This is a genomic window from Geodermatophilus sp. SYSU D00703 (assembly GCF_054050155.1).
This window is the reverse complement of sequence record NZ_JBJGYU010000013.1, coordinates 1-17,038: the sequence shown is the minus strand read 5'-3', so window position 1 is coordinate 17,038 and position 17,038 is coordinate 1. Positions and strand designations below refer to the sequence as shown.

Genomic DNA, 17,038 nt, shown 5'->3' with positions numbered 1-17,038 from the left:
CCCCTGCCCCCGCCGCGAGCTCGCGAACGCTGGGGGCAGGGGGTCCTTCACCCGGCGAGCAGGTCGAGCAACTGCCGGCGGTCGGGCCCGGGCGTCGGTGGGGGTGCGCCGTCCGCCGCGGCCTCGATCCGCTCGCGCACCCCCGGGCGGGCCAGCACGTCGGCGGGCCGGGCCAGGCAGGTGACCGTCTCGATCAGGGCGCGGAAGATGTCGGCGTCGTGCATCGCCGCGGCCAGGAACCGGGCCTGCGCCGGGTCGGGCGGCGGGGGCTCGGCGCCGGACCGGATGGCCTCCATCTCGGCGAGACGCGCCCGGTCGGCGGTGAGCTGGTCGCGGTAGAAGGGCGCCACCTCGCGCTCGGTGGCGTCGTGGAACTCACGGGCCAGCCGGCCGGGGGCGTCGAGGTGCTCGGCGACCACCCGCCGCAGCAGCTGCGCGTGGACGGCGCCGATCGAGATGCCCCGCCCCGCCGAGGGGTTGGTGCACGCCCACGCGTCCCCGACCGGGACGAACCCGGTGACGACCGGCTCCCCGTCGACGACGAACCGGTGCGCGCAGTCCAGCACGCCCGCCATCGCCAGCACGTCGGTGATCGGCCGGCCGTCCAGCCAGTGCGCCTGCAGCGGGCAGGCGGCCACCACCCGGGTGAACACCTCGGGATCGCGCACCGCCTTGAGGGCCGTGTCCGCGCTGGGCCCGAAGACGGTCACCGACCAGGTGTCGTTGTCGCCGATCAGGGTCAGGATCGAGAAGCTGCCGATGGGGGCCAGCGCGCGGCCGCGCTGCCGCGGCTGTCGGCCGGTGAAGTACCGCGTGTAGTAGACGAACCCGCTGTCCTCGCGGTTCACCTCCGGCGGCCGGGCGTGCAGGCCGGCCAGCCAGTCGCCGCTGCGCGTGCGCCGGCCGGTCGCGTCCACGACCAGGTCGGCCGGGATCTCCTCGCCGGTCGCCGTCCGCACGCCGCGCACGTGCGGGACGCCGGGCAGCGCCGACGGCCCGGGGAGCAGCGCCGCCACACGGACGCCGCTGCGCACCGTCGAACCGGGCACCTCCGCGGCCGCGGCGGCGACCACGGACTCGGTCACCGGCCGGCGCCCGGTGACGAAGCGGATGCGGTCGTCGTCGGGACGGGGGGAGCGGTCGGAGACGGACGGCGGCATCGCCTGGAGGTAGTCCACCCACGTGCACCCGGCCGCGACCAGCCGGTCGGTGAGCCCTGGGAGCTCGGCGTCGGCGACCTCGCGGAAGCGGGCGAAGAGGTTGTGCGGCTGCCGGAACTGCGCGACCCCCGTGCGCCGCCACGACGCCCAGGCCTCGGTCGCCGTCGTCGGCGCGCCGTCCGGATCGGCCTCCAGCACGGTGACCTCGTGCCCGTCCCGCGCCAGCATCATCGCGGCGGACAGCCCGATGACCCCGCCGCCGCACACCACGACCGACCCCATGGCGACCTCCCCTGACCGACGCGGCCACCCTGCGCCCGAGGCGGGGCCGCGGAAAGGGGCAGACGGCCCGCGTCCGGCCCCCCCTGCAGGGGCCCGCCGCGAGCCTGCGAGTGGTGGGGGGAGGGGGCCTTCTTCACGCGACGGCGCGGGCGCGACTCCGCGCCGCGGTCCGCTCCTCGCTCGCCGGCGCTCGCTGCGATGCTCCCGCGGCTGTCGTCACGCGGTGCGGCGGTTCCGGCGGCGGCGCTTGTCCCGGTACAGCTCGGCGTCGGCGCGCACGACCAGGTCGGTGAGCCCGTCGCCGGGCCGGGCGGTGGCGGTCCCCGCCGACCAGGACGCCGCGTGGCTGGCCCGCAGCCGGGTCAGCAGCTCCCCGGCGTGGGACGCGTCGGTGTTGGGCAGGCACAGGACGAACTCGTCACCGCCGTGGCGGCCGAGCAGGTCGGCCATCCGCAGCTCGGAGCTCCACGCCCGGGCCAGGGACTGCAGGAGGGCGTCGCCGGCGCCGTGGCCCTCCTGGTCGTTGACGGCCTTGAACCCGTCGAGGTCGATGACCGCCACGGTCAGGGGCTCGCCGGTGCGCTGGGCGTGGGCGAGGCTGCGGGCCGCGTCGGCCTCCCAGGCGCGCCGGTTGGCCAGCCCGGTGAGCGGGTCGGTGCCGGCGGCGCGGTGCAGCTGGCCGGCGATGCGGACCTGCGCCTCGGCGACGGCCACGACGGTCACCGTCATGGTCAGCCACGGCACGGCGAACCCCGACGGCGTCGCGGCGACCGCGCCGGCGGTGGTCGCCGCGACCAGGTACGCGACCTGCAGGCGGGCGGCGCGGGAGCCGAGGTAGTGGGCGCAGAACAGGCCGGCCGCGACCATGCACGGGCCGAGGCCGACGATGCCGACGGCGGTGGCCGACCGCCACGCGAGGACGGCGACCAGCGTCGACACCAGCGCGACCGCGGCGTGCACCGACCGGTCGCCGAGCCGGGCCCGGCGCCACCACAGCAGCGCTCCACCGACGAGGCCGACGGCGGCCAGCACCCAGGTGAGTCCCACGGGGGTGTCCGGCGACATCGGGTTGAGCGCCCCGACGACGCAGAGGGCCCCGCTGACCGCGTACAGCAACGCCAGCAGCGCGATGCCCGTCGGCCGGTCCCCGCCCACCTGTGCCCCCGTCGTGTCCGCGTCGATCGCGGACAGCATCGACCGGGCCGATGACGCTCTGGAGTGGAGCGGAACGGCCCGCCCCCCATCGGGGGAGGCGCTCACCCGCCGGTCAGCTCCGTGGGCACCGTGATGACGTCGACCATCGCGCCCCGCCGGTACACGGTCACCGGCAGGGACCGGCCGATCGCCTCGTCGAACAGCAACCGCTGCAGGCTCTGCGCCTCGGCGACCGGCCGCCGTCCGGCCTCGAGCACCAGGTCCCCGGCCTTGAGCCCGGCCCGGTCGGCCGGCGAGCCCGGGACGACGTCGACGACCCGCAGTCCCCGCCGGCGACCGGTGCGCTCCGCCAGGGGTGCCGGCAGGGGAGCGGGGGTGCTCACCAGCCCCAGGAACGCGCGGCGCACCCGGCCGTCCTCGGTCAGCGCGGCGACGATCCGCCGGGTCGTGTCGTTGATCGGCACCGCCAGCCCCAGCCCCCAGCCGGCGACGGCGGTGTTGATGCCGACGACCCGGCCGGCGGAGTCGGCCAGCGCCCCGCCGGAGTTGCCCGGGTTGAGCGCCGCGTCGGTCTGGATGACGTCCTCGACCACCCGTGCCGTCCGGCCGTCGCGGGTGGGCAGGGAGCGGCCCAGTCCACTGACCACGCCGGCGGTGACCGAGCCGGCCAGGCCCAGCGGGTTGCCCACCGCGACGACCAGCTGGCCCACGCGGAGCCCGGCGGCGTCCCCGAGCTCCGCCGGCGGGGGCGTCGCCGAGTGCGCACGGACGACCGCGAGGTCCGACAGGGGGTCGGCACCCACGACGTCGACGTCGGCCTCGCTGCCGTCGCTGAAGACGGCGCGGCCGCGGCGGGCCCGGCCGACGACGTGCGCGTTGGTCAGCATCAGCCCGTCGCCGGGGACGACGACCGCTGAGCCCGCACCCCCGCTGGTGACCTGCAGCGCGGCCACGTGCGGGGTCAGCTCGGCCGCGACGGCGGTGACGACGCGGGAGTAGGCGTCCAGCGCGACGCCGTCCGTGGAGCCCTCGGCGGACGAGCTCGGGAGCAGGCTCATGGCAGACCTCCTCGATTACACGCTTACAGGCACCAGTGAACCCCTCCCGGCGCCGCTGTGGCGGGCGTCATGCCGTGGGCGAACACCGCCCCGATACTGGGCCGATGACGGTCTCGGCGGCCGACCGCAGGGCGGCGGCGGCACGGTCCTGGGCTGCACTGCGGCCGCGGGTGGCGAAGGAGGCGGTCGCCGCGCTCGGGGAGGCCGAGGGCGACGCCTTCCTCGCCCGCGCCGACCTCGCCGTGTTCGACGTCGGGGAGCCGCTCGCGGAGCTCTACGGGGACGCCGCCGACGACCTGTACGAGCGGGCGCTGCGCGTCGTCCTGGCCGCCGCGGCCGAGCGACCCGAGCAGCTGCGGCGCACCGACCGCCGCCGGGAGATCGACCCGGGGTGGTTCCAGCGGGCGCGGGTGCAGGGCTACGTCTGCTACGTCGACCGCTTCTGCGGCACCCTCGACCGGCTGCCCGACCACCTCGACCACCTCGCCGAGCTGGGCACCACCTACCTGCACCTCATGCCGCTGCTGCGACCCCGACCCGGTGAGAACGACGGCGGGTACGCGGTGGCCGACTACCGCGCCGTGGACCCCCGGCTGGGCACGATGGCCGACCTGGAGCGGGTCGCCGCCGCGCTGCACGAGCGGGACATGGGCCTGTGCATCGACCTCGTGCTCAACCACACCGCGCGGGAGCACCCCTGGGCCCAGGGCTGGCTGGCCGGCGACCCCGACCGCGCCGGCTTCTACACCGCCTTCCCCGACCGCACGCTGCCCGACGCCTACGACGCGACCATCCCGGAGGTCTTCCCGGACCGGGCGCCGGGGTCGTTCAGCTGGGTGCCCGAGGCCTGCGGCGGTGCGGGCGGCTGGGTCTGGACGACGTTCTGGCCCTACCAGTGGGACCTCGACTACTCGAACCCCGAGGTCGCCCTGGCGATGCTCGGCGAGATCACCTGGCTGGCCAACCGCGGGGTCGACGTCTTCCGCATGGACGCCGTCCCGTTCATGTGGAAGCGGCTGGGCACCTCGTGCCAGAACCTGCCGGAGACCCACTCGCTGCTGCAGCTGCTGCACGCGCTGACCCGGCTGGCCGCCCCCGGCGTCGTCTTCAAGGCCGAGGCGATCGTGTCGCCCGACGACCTGGTGCCCTACCTCGGTGGGCACGACCGCTTCCGGCCCGAGTGCGAGCTGGCCTACCACAACTCGCTCATGGTGCTGCTGTGGAGCAGCCTCGCCACCCGGGACGTCCGGCTGGCCCGGGCCGCGCTGGGCCGGATGCGGCCGATCCCGCCCAGCTCCACCTGGGTCACCTACGTGCGCGGCCACGACGACATCGGCTGGGCGGTGACCGACGAGGACGCCGCGGCCGCCGGCCTCGACGGGTTCGCCCACCGGCGGTTCCTCAACGACTTCTACTCCGGCCGGTTTCCCGGCTCCTTCGCCCGCGGGGCGCTGTTCCAGGAGAACGAGGTCACCGGCGACGCGCGGATCTCCGGCTCCGCAGCCTCGCTGTGCGGCATCGAGCAGGCCCTGGCCGACGGGGACGACGAGGCCCTGGAGGCCGGGATCCGGCGGCTGGTGCTGCTGTACTCGGTGGTCTACGGCTTCGGCGGGATCCCGCTGCTGTACATGGGCGACGAGCTGGCCCTGCGCAACGACACCGGCTACCTCGCCGACCCCGAGCGGGCACCGGACAACCGCTGGATGCACCGGCCGCCGATGGACTGGGCCGCCGCGGCCCGCCGGGGCGACCCCACCACGCTCGAGGGCCGGGTGTTCGCGCGGATCCGGCGGCTGGGGGAGGTGCGCCGGTCGGTCCTGGCGCTGCGCGGCGGTGTCGAGTCGGTGCTCCTGGACGCCGGCAGCGACGCGGTGCTGGCCTGGTCGCGGCGGCACCCGCGCAGCGGCACCTTCGTGGGGCTGGCCAACGTCAGCCCCGAGCCGCAGGAGGTGGACGCCGACACCGTCACCGGCTTCGGCACCTTCCCGCTGGTGCACGGCAGCGACGGCCCCCTCGACGTCCGCGACGGCCGCCTGGTCGTCCCCGGCCTCGGCTTCGCCTGGTTCGCCGAGCCGTGACCGGACCCGCCGGCTCGCCGCCGTCCCCGGCGGCCGGGGACACGCTGGGCGTGGAGGAGGAGTTCCACCTCGTCGACCCGGCGACCCTCGCGCTGACCCCGGCGCCGGAGGTCGCCGCCGCGGCCCTCGCCGGCACCGCGGGCGCGCACGTCCACGCCGAGATCGCGACGACCCAGCTGGAGACGGCGACCGGCGTGTGCACGACCCTCGCCGAGCTGCGCGCCGCGCTGGTCACCACGCGCACCGAGGTCGCGGCTGCGGCGGCCCGCGGTGGGCTGGCGGTCCTGGCCGCCTCCACGCACCCGTTCGGCTCCTGGCGCGACCAGCCGATCACGCCCGACCGGCGGTACGACGAGATGGTGGCCCGCTGGGCGGTCCTCGCCCGCCAGCAGGACATCTGCGGCTGCCACGTGCACGTCGGCGTCCCGGACCTGGAGACGGCCGTGGCCGTGATGGACCGCGCGCGGCCCTACCTGCCGGTGCTGCTGGCCATGACCGGCAGCTCGCCGTTCCACGACGGCGACGACACCGGATACGACAGCTTCCGCACGCCGTGGTGGTCGCGCTGGCCCAACGCCGGGCCGCCCGAGCACCTCGGCAGCGCGGACCGCTACCGCGCGGTCGTCGACGCCCTGGTGCGCGGGGGCGTCATCAGCGACGCCCGGCACCTCTACTGGGACCTGCGCCCCTCGACCCGCTATCCCACGGTCGAGTTCCGGCTCGCCGACGTGTGCACCGCGCTCGACGACGCCGTCCTGCACGCCGCCCTCGCCCGCTCGCTCGTGCGCGTGCTCGCCGGCCGGACCGAGCGCGGCGAGCCGGTGCCCGAGGTGCGGCCCGAGCTGCTGCGCGCGGCCCGCTGGCGGGCGGCGAAGGACGGCCTCGGCGGGGAGCTCTACGACCCGGTCCGCGGTGAGCCGGTGCCGGCGCGGACCGCCGTCGACCGGCTGCTCGCCGAGCTCGCCGACGACCTCCGGGTCCACGACGAGGAGGACGAGGTCGCGCGGCTGCTGGTCCGGCTGGAGCGGCGGGGGACCTCGGCGGCCCGGCAGCGGCGGACCTGGCAGGCGACCGGGGACCTGCGGGCGGTGGCCGCGGAGCTGGTCAGGGACAGCGCGGTCGGCGACGGCTGACGCGTGGCCTGCGACGACCCGGGTAGGGGAGGGCCATGACGGAACCGCGCCCCCTCGCCCTCGTGACCGGAGCCTCCAGCGGGATCGGCCTCGAACTGGCCCGCCAGTTCGCCGGCGCCGGCTTCGACCTCGTCGTCAACGCCGAGGACGCCGAGCTGACCCCCGCGGCCGCGCAGCTCCGGGAGTCCGGGACGACGGTCCAGGAGGTCCGGGCCGACCTGCGCACCATCGCCGGCGTGGAGGCCGTCTGGGCCGCCGTCCAGGCCACCGGGCGCCCGCTGGCCGCCGCCGCGCTCAACGCCGGCGTCGGGCAGGGCGGCCCCTTCGTCGAGAACGAGCTCGAGAAGGAGCTCGCGATCATCGACCTGAACGTCACCTCGACGGTGCGGCTGGCCAAGCTCGTGCTGCGCGACATGGTGGCCCGCAACGAGGGCCGGGTGCTGTTCACCTCGTCGATCGCCTCGACGATGCCCGGGTCGTTCCAGGCGGTCTACAACGCGTCGAAGTCGTTCATCCAGTCCTTCGCCGAGGCGCTGGTGGAGGAGCTCGAGGACAGCGCGGTCACCGTCACCTCGCTGATGCCCGGGCCCACCGACACCGAGTTCTTCGACCGCGCCGAGATGGAGGACACCAAGGTCGGCGCCGGGACGAAGGACGATCCGGCGCAGGTCGCGAAGCAGGGGTTCGAAGCGCTGATGAAGGGCGAGGACAAGGTCGTCGCCGGGTCGCTGAAGACCAAGGCCCAGGCGCTGGCCAACGACGTCCTCCCCGACCGGCTCAAGAGCAAGGCGCACCGGCAGATGGCCGAACCCGGGAGCGCGGAGTGACGTCGTGACCGAGGGAGTCCGCGACCTCGCCCTCCCGCTGCGGGACCCGGTCGACCTCGACCCGCTGCTGGAGCGGGTCGGGGACGCCCGGATCGTGGCGACGGGCGAGGCCAGCGAGGGCCACGTGCCGGCCCTCGCCCACGTGGTCTGATGCAGGACCCCCCGTCCCCCCACCCCTCGCAGGCTCGCGGCGGGACCCTGCGGGGGGCCGTACGGCCGGCCGCGGACGGCCGCCTGCAGAGCCGGCCGTCGGCCACGGTCCCCGGGCGGTCGTTCCCCGCGGGAGTGGTCCCGCTCGGCCTGGACGCGCGGGCCGAGGCCCTGCTGGCGGTGCCGGACGGCGCGCCCGGCCCGCGGCCCCTGCTGGTGTTCTGCCACGGCGCCGGGGGCACCGCGGCCCAGGGTCTCGCGGCGGTCGGCGACGTCGCCGCGCGGCGGGGCGTGCTCGTGCTGGCGACCACGTCGGTGGGCCGCACGTGGGACCTCCTCGCCGGGGGACTGGGCCGGGACGTCGCGCTGCTCGACGCCGCGCTCGAGCGGGTCTTCGCCGCTGTGCCGGTGAGCCGGGTCGCCGTCGGCGGGTTCTCCGACGGCGCGTCCTACGCGCTGTCCCTCGGGCTGGCCAACGGGGACCTCGTCGACGCCGTCCTGGCCTTCTCGCCGGGCTTCGTCGCGGCGCCCGGGCACGAGGGGCGACCGCGCGTCTGGATCTCCCACGGGACCGCCGACCGCGTGCTGCCGGTCGACCCGTGCGGCCGGCGGGTGTCCCGGATGCTGGTCGACGCCGGCTACGACGTCACCTACGAGGAGTTCGACGGCGGCCACGTGGTGACCCCCGACCTGGTCGCCGCCGCGCTCGGCCACTGGCTGGACGGCGCTCGCTGACCTGCGGCCCCGTCCCGGGTGCCGCCCCGAGCCTGCGAGGGGTGGGGAGGACGGGGTCCTTCCTCAGGCGGACCGGCGCTCGGTGACGTCCTCGTCGGCCGCGACGTCGTTCTTGGGGCCGCCGGTCTTCGACACCGAGAAGCCCGGCCCCAGGTGCTCCAGTGCCAGCCGGCCGTAGACCTGCTGCTGGGTGGCGACCCGCTCGGCCCGGCCGCGGCCCAGGAAGCTCACCATCCAGTGCAGCACCGTGGTGAGCCGGTTCTTGAACCCGACGATGTACATCAGGTGCACGACCAGCCACAGCACCCACGCGGTGAAGCCCTCGAACTTGAACTTCGAGATGTCGGCGACCGCGGAGAACCGGGAGATGGTCGCCATCGAGCCCTTGTCCGTGTACTGGAACGGGCCCCGGGGCTCGCGACCGGAGAGCTTGCGCTTGATCTGGTCGGCGGCGTACCGGCCACCCTGGATGGCGACCTGCGCGACGCCGGGCAGCTTGTCCAGGCTCATCATGTCGCCGACGACGTGCACCTCGGGGTGCCCGGGCAGGGTCAGGTCCGGCTGCACCGCGACCCGGCCGGCGCGGTCGACGTCGGCGCCGGACTGCTCGCCGAGCATCCGGCCCAGCGGGGAGGCCTGGACGCCGGCGGCCCAGATCTTGGTGGCCGCCTGGATGCGCCGGGCCTGCCCGTCGGCGTCCTTGACCTCGAGGCCGTCGGCGTCGACGTTGGTGACCATCGCGCCCAGCTGCACCTCGACGCCGATCCGGTTGAGCTGACGGCGCGCGCGGTCACCGAGCTTCTCCCCGAACGACGGCAGGACCGCGGGCGCGGCGTCGAGCAGGATGACCCGCGCCTGCGTCGGGTCGATGGAGCGGAAGTCGCGGTGCAGCGTGCGGTGGGCCAGCTCGGCGATCTGCCCGGCCATCTCCACCCCGGTGGGGCCGGCGCCGACCACCACGAAGGTGAGCAGCCGGTCGACCTCGGCCGGGTCGGTGGCCAGCTCCGCCAGCTCGAACGCCCCGAAGATCCGCCCGCGCAGCTCCAGGGCGTCGTCGATGCTCTTCATGCCGGGGGCGAACTCGGCGAACCGGTCGTTGCCGAAGTACGACTGCCCGGCACCGGCGGCGACGATCAGCTCGTCGTAGGGGTGCACGGTCCGGCGGCCGAGGATCGTCGAGGTGACGGTGCGGCCCGTCAGGTCGATGTCGGTGACCTCGCCGAGCACCACCCGGGCGTTCCTCTGGCCGCGCAGGATCTCGCGGGTGGGCGGGGCGATCTCGCCCTCGCTGAGGATGCCGGTGGCCACCTGGTAGAGCAGCGGCTGGAACAGGTGGTGGCTGGTCTTGCCGATGATGGTGACGTCGACCGGCGCCTTCCTCAGCGCCTGGGCGGCGAACAGCCCGCCGAACCCCGAGCCGATGATGACGACCCTGGGACGGCCGGACGGGGGGGTGCCGACGGGGTCAGTCACAGGTGATGTCGTCATGACGAATGAGTCTCCCATCCCGGCGTCTCGGAACCGTGTGCGGCCCCGAGGGAGGCAGGCCACAGTCTGGCCCTACCCGCCGAGCGGCGCCTCACGCGGGCGAGAGGTAGACCGTTCGACGTGGTGGTCCCCGCAGTCCGGCCGGTGCTCGTCCCCGGGCTGGGCCTCGACGCCCGCTCCTCCGCGCGGCTGCGCCGGCTGCTCCCCGGCGACGTCGTCGTCCTGCCCGGCATGGGCTGCGCCGCGCCGGTCCCGCCGCTGGAGGAGCTGGCGGCGCGGCTGCGGGACGTGCTCGGACCCGGGCCGGTGCTGCTGGTCGGTCACTCGCAGAGCTGCCAGGTGGTGGCCGCCGCCGCGGCCGACCCGCGGGTGGCGGGGCTCGTGCTGCTCGGGCCCACCACCGACCCCCGGCTGCGGGCGTTCCCGGCGCTGGCCCGGCGCTGGCTCGGGACGGCGCTGCGCGAGCCGTGGTGGCAGCTGCCGCTGGTCCTCGCCCAGTGGGTGCACACCGGTCAACGGGCCATGCGTGAGCTGTGGCGGGCGGCCGCGCCGGACCGGATCGACGTCCGGCTGCGCGGGGTCCGGGTGCCGGTGACCGTCGTCCGCGGCACGCGTGACCGGCTCTGCCCGCGCGACTGGGCCGGCACCGTGGCCGCGGCCGCACCGCTCGGCCGGCTGGTCGAGGTGCGCGGCGCGGCGCACATGACCGTGCAGACCCACCCGCGAGAGGTGGCGGCCGTGCTCAGGGAGGCGTCAGCCTCCGGCGGCGTCCGGGTCGGGTGACGGCCCGGCCGGCTCCCCCTGCGCCATCGGCCGCGGCGCGGGCCGCCCGGTGAGCCGGCCGGCGACCGGTGCCGTGTGCTGCGCGACCCACGTGCCGGCCGCCACCGCCACCGCCACCGGCCACTCGATGGCGCCGAGCGCACCGGCGGCCGCGACGCCGCCGTAGAACACGGCCTTCTGGAGGGTGCCGCCCGGCTGTGTCGGCGCGGACGCCGCGGTCGGTGCGGGTGTCGCGCTCGCCGTCGCAGGGCCGCCGGGCTGGGGGCCGATCGTGATGGTGACGAGCGGCAGCCGAACGGTGATGGTGCGCGGCACCTGGACCTGGGGAGCCGTCTCGCCGGCCCTCGGCTCGGGCACCGCCGCGCGGCCGGTCGCCCCTGGCTGCTCCCGCACCGTGGTGCTCCGCGGTTGCCTGGTCTCGGTCATCCCGGTTCCTCCCGGCGTCCGGGTCGGCCGCCGGCGGGGCCCGCGTGCTCCGTCCCGGCGGCGCGGCGTGGAGGGGCCATGCCTACTCGCCGACCGGGGCCCGGGCAACCGTCCCGGCCACCCGCGGCCGGAGCGTCAGGCCGCGGCGGTGCCGAACACGCGCTCGACGCCCGCGACCAGCAGGGCGATGAGAGCGGCCACGACCGCCTCGGGTAGCACGGCGAGCAGGAGCTCGGACACGGGGCTCCTCGGGTCGTGCCGGGTCGGACCCGCCGGGTGACGTCGGGGAGCCCGGAGGGGTCGTGTCGGTGGACACCCGGCCACGGGCGGACGACGGGTCGCGAGGGAGGCCGCGGCTGCGGACACCGGGAGGGCGTGCCCGTCCGTGTCACCATGGCCACATGGCGCACACCTCTGCCTCCGCCGGAGCGCTGCTGCGTCACGTGCGCGCCGGCCGGGCGCACAGCCGCGCCGACCTCGTCGCGCTCACCGGTGCGTCGCGGAACACGGTCAGCGCCCGGGTCGACCAGCTGATCGCGGCCAACCTCCTCGAGGAGGGCGGGCGCGGCTGGAGCACGGGCGGGCGGCCACCGACCCTCCTGCAGTTCAACAGCCGCGCCGGGTGCGTGCTCGCCGTCGACCTCGGCGTCACCAGCGTGGACGTCGCGGTCACCGACCTGTCCGCGGAGGTCCTCGCCACCGCCGGTCACGAGATCGACGTCGCCGAGGGGCCCGGGCCCGTGCTCGCCGAGGTCGACCGGCTGGCGGAGAAGGTGCTCGCCGAGGCCGGGTTGACGCCGGCCGACGTGTGCGCCGTCGGCGTGGGCGTGCCCGGCCCGGTGGAGCACTCGACCGGACGGCCGTCCCACCCACCGATCATGCCGGGCTGGCACGACCACCCGATCCCCAGCGCCTTCGGTCGGTACCGGTGCCCGGTCTTCGTCGACAACGACGTCAACGTCATGGCCCTCGGCGAGATGGGCGTCGGCGGGTCCGACCAGGACGTGCTCGTCGTCAAGGTCGGCACCGGCATCGGCTGCGGCGTCGTCGTCGAGGGCCGGGTCTACCGCGGCGCGCAGGGCAGCGCCGGGGACATCGGGCACATCCACGTCGCCCAGCCCGACGGGCGCACCGTCGTCTGCCGCTGCGGCCAGGAGAACTGCCTCGAGGCGATCGCCGGCGGCGGGGCGCTTCTGCGTGACGCCGTCGCGGCGGGGCTGCCGGTGACCACGACGCGGCAGCTCGTCGAGCTGGCGGCCCAGGGCAACGGCCCCGCGCTGGAGCTGGTCCGCGACGCCGGCCGGACCATCGGCACCGTGCTCGCGGCGCTGGTCAACTTCTTCAACCCGCACCGCATCGTGGTGACCGGCGGCGTGGCCCGGGCCGGCGTACCGCTGCTCGCCGGCATCCGCGAGGCCGTCTACCGCCGGTCGATGCCGCTGGCCGCCCGCGCGCTGGAGATCACGGTCAGCGAGGCCCCGGACCTGTCGGGCCGGATCGGCGCGGCACTGATGGCGATCGAGGGCTATCTCGACGAGGACTCCGTCCAGGCCCTGGCGCGCTAGGGCCCTCCGGCACCGCCGCGCACCCGCGGGCGTGTCGCGCACCCTCTGCCGTCGGCCCGCACCGGCGGAACGTCTCGGTTCGGCAACACCGCGGAAACACCGCGGAGGTGGCATTGACCACACCGGCGCCCGGACATATGTTGCCCCCTGAACCGACTAATGATCAGTGCTGAGCAAAAGTCCGGGTGGTGACGCCGTGTCCTCGGTCCCTCCTCCACACTCCGTCGGGAGCCGGTCGTGACCGCCCCGCTGCTGGAGATGCAGGGCATCGTCAAGAGCTTCCCGGGGGTCCGGGCGCTCGACGGCGTCGACCTCGACGTCCGTGCGGGGGAGGTGCACTGCCTCCTCGGCCAGAACGGCGCCGGCAAGTCGACGTTGATCAAGGTCCTGGCCGGCGCGCACCAGCCCGACGCCGGGCGCATCGCCTGGCGGGGCGATCAAGTCGACCTGGCCACGCCCCAGGCCGCCATGGCGCTGGGCATCGCCACCATCTACCAGGAGCTGGACCTGGTGGCCGGGCTGACCGTCGCCGACAACGTCTTCCTGGGGCGGGAGTTCTCCCGGCTGGGCATCACCCGCCCCGCCGAGGCCAACCGGGCCGCCAGTGCTCTGCTCACCCGGCTGGGCCACCCGGAGATCCGGCCGACCGCGGAGGTCGGGTCGCTGTCGGCCGCCGCGCAGCAGATGGTCAGCATCGCCCGGGCGCTGTCCCAGGACGCGAAGCTGATCATCATGGACGAGCCCTCCGCCGTCCTCGACAACGAGGAGGTGGAGCGCCTCTTCGCGGTCATCCGCGACCTGCAGGCCTCCGACGTCGCCGTCGTCTACATCTCCCACCGGCTCGAGGAGATCCGCGCGATCGGCGACCGGATCACCGTGCTCAAGGACGGCCGCACGGTCGCCACCGGCCTCCCGGCCCGCGAGACGCCGACCCGTGACGTCATCACGCTGATGACCGGCCGGACCATCGAGTACGTCTTCCCGGAGCGGGCGGCGCGGCCGCGCACGGACGAGGCCCCGCTGCTCGAGGTCGAGGGGCTCGGCCTGCGCGACTCGTTCGACGACGTGTCCTTCACCGTCCGCCCCGGCGAGATCGTGGGCCTGGCCGGCCTGGTCGGCTCCGGCCGGTCGGAGATCCTCGAGACCGTCTTCGGTGCCCGGCACGCCACCGCCGGCACCGTCCGGGTGGGCGGTCGCCGGCTGCGCCCCGGGGACGTGGGCGGCGCGGTGGCCGCGGGGGTGGGGCTGGCCCCGGAGGAGCGCAAGAGCCAGGCCCTGCTGCTCGGCGAGTCGGTCTACCGCAACATCAGCATCTCCAGCCTGGCCCGCTTCGCCCGCGCCGGCTTCCTGTCCGGGGCGTCGGAGAAGGACGCCGCCCGGCAGCAGGTCGAGTCGCTGGACGTGCGGCCCGCCGACGTCGACCGCGAGGTCCGCACCCTGTCCGGCGGCAACCAGCAGAAGGTCGTCCTGGCCCGCTGGCTGCTGCGCGACTGCCGGGTGCTGCTGCTCGACGAGCCCACCCGCGGCGTGGACGTCGGCGCCCGGTCGGAGATCTACGCGCTGGTGCGCGACCTGGCCGACCGCGGCGTCGCGGTCGTCGTGGTCTCCAGCGAGATCCCGGAGGTCCTCGGGATGGCCGACCGCGTCCTCGTCGTCGCGGAGGGCCGGGTGCTCGCCGAGGAACCGGCCGACGCGCTCGACGAGCACCGCGTGCTCGACCTGGTCATGGAGGGGATCGGCCACCGGGGCGCCCCCCTTCCCGGAACAACCCAGCACGAAGGGGACGTGGCATGAGCGGGAGCACCACCGCGACGACGGGGGGAGCGGCCGGCGCGGCCGCGGGCCCGGCGGCGCGCGGCCGGAACGGCGGGGGACCGGGCTTCATGTCCGGCCCGGTCGGCCGCAACCTCGGTCTGGTCGTCGCGCTGGTGATCCTGTGCATCGTCGGCGTGATCACCGCCGGCGACCGGTTCGCCAGCGTCGACAACGTGCTGACGATCCTGCGGCTGGCCGCCGTCATCGGCGTGGTCAGCATCGGGATGACGTTCGTGATCATCGGTGGCGGCATCGACCTGTCGGTCGGCGCGCTGGTCGCCCTGGCCTCGGTCTGGGCCACCACGCTGGCCACCCAGCAGATGGCCGAGGACGTCCACTGGATCGTCATGGTCTTCACCGCGATCGTCGTCGCCTCGGTCGCCGGGCTGATCAACGGCGTGGTGATCGCCTACGGCAAGCTGGCGGCCTTCATCGCGACCCTGGCCATGCTCGCCGCGGCCCGCGGGCTGGCGGAGATCATCGCCAACCGGCGGACGCAGATCATCCAGGACCGCGCCTTCCTCGACTTCTTCGCCGGCAGCATCCTCGGCGTCCCGACGCTGGTGATCATCTTCGCGCTGGTCGCGATCGCGGGCTGGGTGCTGCTCAACCGCACCACGTTCGGCCGGCGCACCTTCGCCGTCGGCGGCAACGCCGAGGCCGCGCGGCTGGCCGGCATCCGCGTGCAGCGGCACACGGTCAAGCTGTACGTCCTGTCCGGCATCACCTGCGGGATCGCCGCGGTCATGATCATGGCCCGGACGACGACCGGCAGCTCCACGCACGGCACCCTCTACGAGCTCGACGCGATCGCCGCGGTGGTCATCGGCGGCACGCTGCTCATCGGCGGCCGCGGCACCATCGTCGGCACCGTCCTGGGCGTGCTGATCTTCACCACGCTCGGCAACGTCTTCACGCTGAACAACCTCTCCAGCTCGGCGCAGGCGGTCGCCCGCGGCGTGATCATCGTGCTCGCCGTCCTGCTGCAGCAGCGCCTGGCCACCGGCGGCTTCAGCTTCCGCCGCCCGACCGCGGGCAGACCCGCGGCCGGCACCCCGGCCGTGGCGGGAGCGCCGTCCGGCACGGCGTCCGGCGGGACCACGGCGGACGGCGGTCCCGGCGGGACCGGCCCCGGCGCGGCACCGGACCGCCCCTCGACGTGACCGGTGCGCCGCGGGGGCGCGCACCGGTCCGCACCACCCCACCGGGCTCCCGGCCCGTTGGGCGCACCAGCACCCGACAGACCACCTGGCCACAGCAGCCAGGGAGGCCCATCCGAGGAGAGAACATGTCCGCAGCGAGGCAGCGTCCGTTCCGCCGCCTGTCCTACACCGCGATCGCCCTGGTCGGTGCCGGCGCCCTCGTGGCCGGCTGCACCAGCAACACCCCGGAGAGCTCCGGGGGAGAGGGCGGCAACAACGCCGCCAGCCCCAACGACGAGGCCGGCGAGACGGTCCGCATCGGCTTCTCCGCGCCGGCCGCCGACCACGGCTGGATGGCGGGCATCAGCCAGGCCGCGCAGGCCGAGGCCGAGCGTTACGAGGACGTCGAGCTGAGCATCGCCGAGGGCACCAACGACGTCAGCACCCAGATCAGCCAGGTGGAGACGTTCATCAACGAGGGCGTCGACGCCATCGTGCTGCTGCCCTTCGACGGCGCCGCTCTGACCCCCGTCGCGCTGCGGGCCATGGAGGCCGGCATCCCGGTCATCAACGTCGACCGCGAGTTCAACAGCCCGTTCGCCGCCCAGGGCACCGTCCTCGGCGACAACTACGGCATGGGTGTCTCGGCCGGCCAGTACATCTGCGAGCAGTTGGGCGACCAGCCCGACGCGGTCGTCGCGGAGATCGCCGGCATCGACTCGCTGCCGCTGACGCAGGACCGCAGCCAGGGCTTCGCCGACGCGCTGACCGAGTGCGGCCTCAACGTCGACAACCGGGTGGCGGCGGACTTCACCGTCGAGGGCGGCGAGGAGGCCGCGGCCAACCTGCTGCAGGCCGCGCCGCAGATCGACGCCATCTGGAACCACGACGACGACCAGGGTGTCGGCGTCCTGGCCGCCATCAACAACGCCGGCCGCAGCGAGTTCTTCATGGTCGGCGGCGCGGGCTCGGCGAACGCGATGCGCGAGATCCAGTCCGGCGACTCGGTGCTCCAGGCGACCGTCATCTACCCGCACACCCAGGCTGCGGACGGGATCGCGCTCGCCCGGCTCATCGCGCAGGGCAAGAGCCTGTCCGACCTCACGTCCCAGGGCGTGCCGCAGCGGATCGTGCTCGACGCCCCGGTCGTCACCGCTGAGAACGTCGACCAGTACATCGACGCCGCCTTCGAGTCCTGACCGCTGACGCGGGGTCGCCGGAGCCCGGTGCTCCGGCGACCC

General features: G+C 75.3%; 15 protein-coding genes. 10 read left to right on the top strand and 5 right to left on the bottom strand.

Annotated features, from left to right (window positions below; all coding sequences use genetic code 11):
* Nucleotides 1-47 precede the first annotated feature (47 nt).
* The 3 genes from ACI782_RS14065 to ACI782_RS14055 all read right to left on the bottom strand — a co-directional run bounded on the left by ACI782_RS14065 (nt 48) and on the right by ACI782_RS14055 (nt 3,655).
* Nucleotides 48-1,442 (bottom strand): NAD(P)/FAD-dependent oxidoreductase, encoded by a 1,395-nt coding sequence (locus ACI782_RS14065; RefSeq protein ID WP_456910177.1) that lies wholly within the window; start codon nt 1,440-1,442, stop codon nt 48-50.
* A 216-nt stretch (nt 1,443-1,658) separates the two neighbouring features.
* Nucleotides 1,659-2,636 carry a GGDEF domain-containing protein gene (locus ACI782_RS14060; RefSeq protein ID WP_456910175.1) on the bottom strand — a complete coding sequence of 326 codons (978 nt, stop codon included), beginning with the start codon at nt 2,634-2,636 and terminating at the stop codon, nt 1,659-1,661.
* A 62-nt stretch (nt 2,637-2,698) separates the two neighbouring features.
* Nucleotides 2,699-3,655, bottom strand: coding sequence for a S1C family serine protease (locus tag ACI782_RS14055; protein WP_456910173.1), 957 nt, complete (start codon nt 3,653-3,655; stop codon nt 2,699-2,701).
* Between the two features lie 104 nt (nt 3,656-3,759).
* On the opposite strand from ACI782_RS14055, the gene ACI782_RS14050 reads away from it, so the two are divergent.
* The 5 genes from ACI782_RS14050 (at nt 3,760) to ACI782_RS14030 (ending at nt 8,578) form a co-directional block, all read left to right on the top strand.
* A complete protein-coding gene (locus ACI782_RS14050; protein WP_456910171.1) occupies nt 3,760-5,733 on the top strand; it encodes an alpha-amylase family protein in 1,974 nt (657 codons plus the stop codon).
* Nucleotides 5,730-6,866 carry a carboxylate-amine ligase gene (locus ACI782_RS14045; RefSeq protein ID WP_456910169.1) on the top strand — a complete coding sequence of 379 codons (1,137 nt, stop codon included), beginning with the start codon at nt 5,730-5,732 and terminating at the stop codon, nt 6,864-6,866. Before ACI782_RS14050 ends, ACI782_RS14045 begins: the two co-directional genes overlap by 4 nt.
* A gap of 35 nt (nt 6,867-6,901) precedes the next feature.
* Nucleotides 6,902-7,693, top strand: coding sequence for an SDR family NAD(P)-dependent oxidoreductase (locus tag ACI782_RS14040; protein WP_456910167.1), 792 nt, complete (start codon nt 6,902-6,904; stop codon nt 7,691-7,693).
* Between the two features lie 4 nt (nt 7,694-7,697).
* Complete coding sequence (locus ACI782_RS14035; RefSeq protein ID WP_456910165.1) at nt 7,698-7,844, top strand: hypothetical protein; 147 nt, start codon at nt 7,698-7,700, stop codon at nt 7,842-7,844.
* Nucleotides 7,845-7,978: 134 nt separating this feature from the next.
* Nucleotides 7,979-8,578: an alpha/beta hydrolase gene (locus ACI782_RS14030; protein WP_456910163.1), complete on the top strand. Its 600-nt coding sequence runs from the start codon at nt 7,979-7,981 to the stop codon at nt 8,576-8,578.
* A 63-nt stretch (nt 8,579-8,641) separates the two neighbouring features.
* Here the strand turns inward: ACI782_RS14030 and ACI782_RS14025 are convergent, their stop codons facing one another.
* Entirely contained in the window at nt 8,642-10,051 is a 1,410-nt protein-coding gene (locus tag ACI782_RS14025; protein ID WP_456910161.1) for an NAD(P)/FAD-dependent oxidoreductase, read from the bottom strand.
* A 135-nt stretch (nt 10,052-10,186) separates the two neighbouring features.
* Between ACI782_RS14025 and ACI782_RS14020 the strand changes: the two genes are divergently transcribed.
* Nucleotides 10,187-10,849: an alpha/beta fold hydrolase gene (locus ACI782_RS14020; protein ID WP_456910159.1), complete on the top strand. Its 663-nt coding sequence runs from the start codon at nt 10,187-10,189 to the stop codon at nt 10,847-10,849.
* Here ACI782_RS14020 and ACI782_RS14015 read toward each other — a convergent pair.
* The gene (locus ACI782_RS14015; protein ID WP_456910157.1) at nt 10,820-11,275 is read right to left on the bottom strand and encodes a hypothetical protein; all 456 of its coding nucleotides are present in this window, start codon (nt 11,273-11,275) and stop codon (nt 10,820-10,822) included. The genes ACI782_RS14020 and ACI782_RS14015 overlap by 30 nt on opposite strands.
* A 401-nt stretch (nt 11,276-11,676) precedes the next feature.
* Between ACI782_RS14015 and ACI782_RS14010 the strand changes: the two genes are divergently transcribed.
* From ACI782_RS14010 to ACI782_RS13995, 4 genes are all read left to right on the top strand, one after another.
* Nucleotides 11,677-12,840, top strand: a complete 1,164-nt coding sequence (locus ACI782_RS14010; protein WP_456910155.1) for an ROK family protein — start codon at nt 11,677-11,679, stop codon at nt 12,838-12,840.
* Nucleotides 12,841-13,077: 237 nt separating this feature from the next.
* Complete coding sequence (locus ACI782_RS14005) at nt 13,078-14,634, top strand: sugar ABC transporter ATP-binding protein (RefSeq protein ID WP_456910153.1); 1,557 nt, start codon at nt 13,078-13,080, stop codon at nt 14,632-14,634.
* Nucleotides 14,631-15,818: an ABC transporter permease gene (locus ACI782_RS14000; RefSeq protein WP_456910151.1), complete on the top strand. Its 1,188-nt coding sequence runs from the start codon at nt 14,631-14,633 to the stop codon at nt 15,816-15,818. The genes ACI782_RS14005 and ACI782_RS14000 overlap by 4 nt, the downstream gene beginning before the upstream one ends.
* Nucleotides 15,819-15,943: 125 nt before the next feature.
* Nucleotides 15,944-16,996, top strand: coding sequence for a substrate-binding domain-containing protein (locus tag ACI782_RS13995; RefSeq protein ID WP_456910149.1), 1,053 nt, complete (start codon nt 15,944-15,946; stop codon nt 16,994-16,996).
* Nucleotides 16,997-17,038 lie beyond the last annotated feature (42 nt).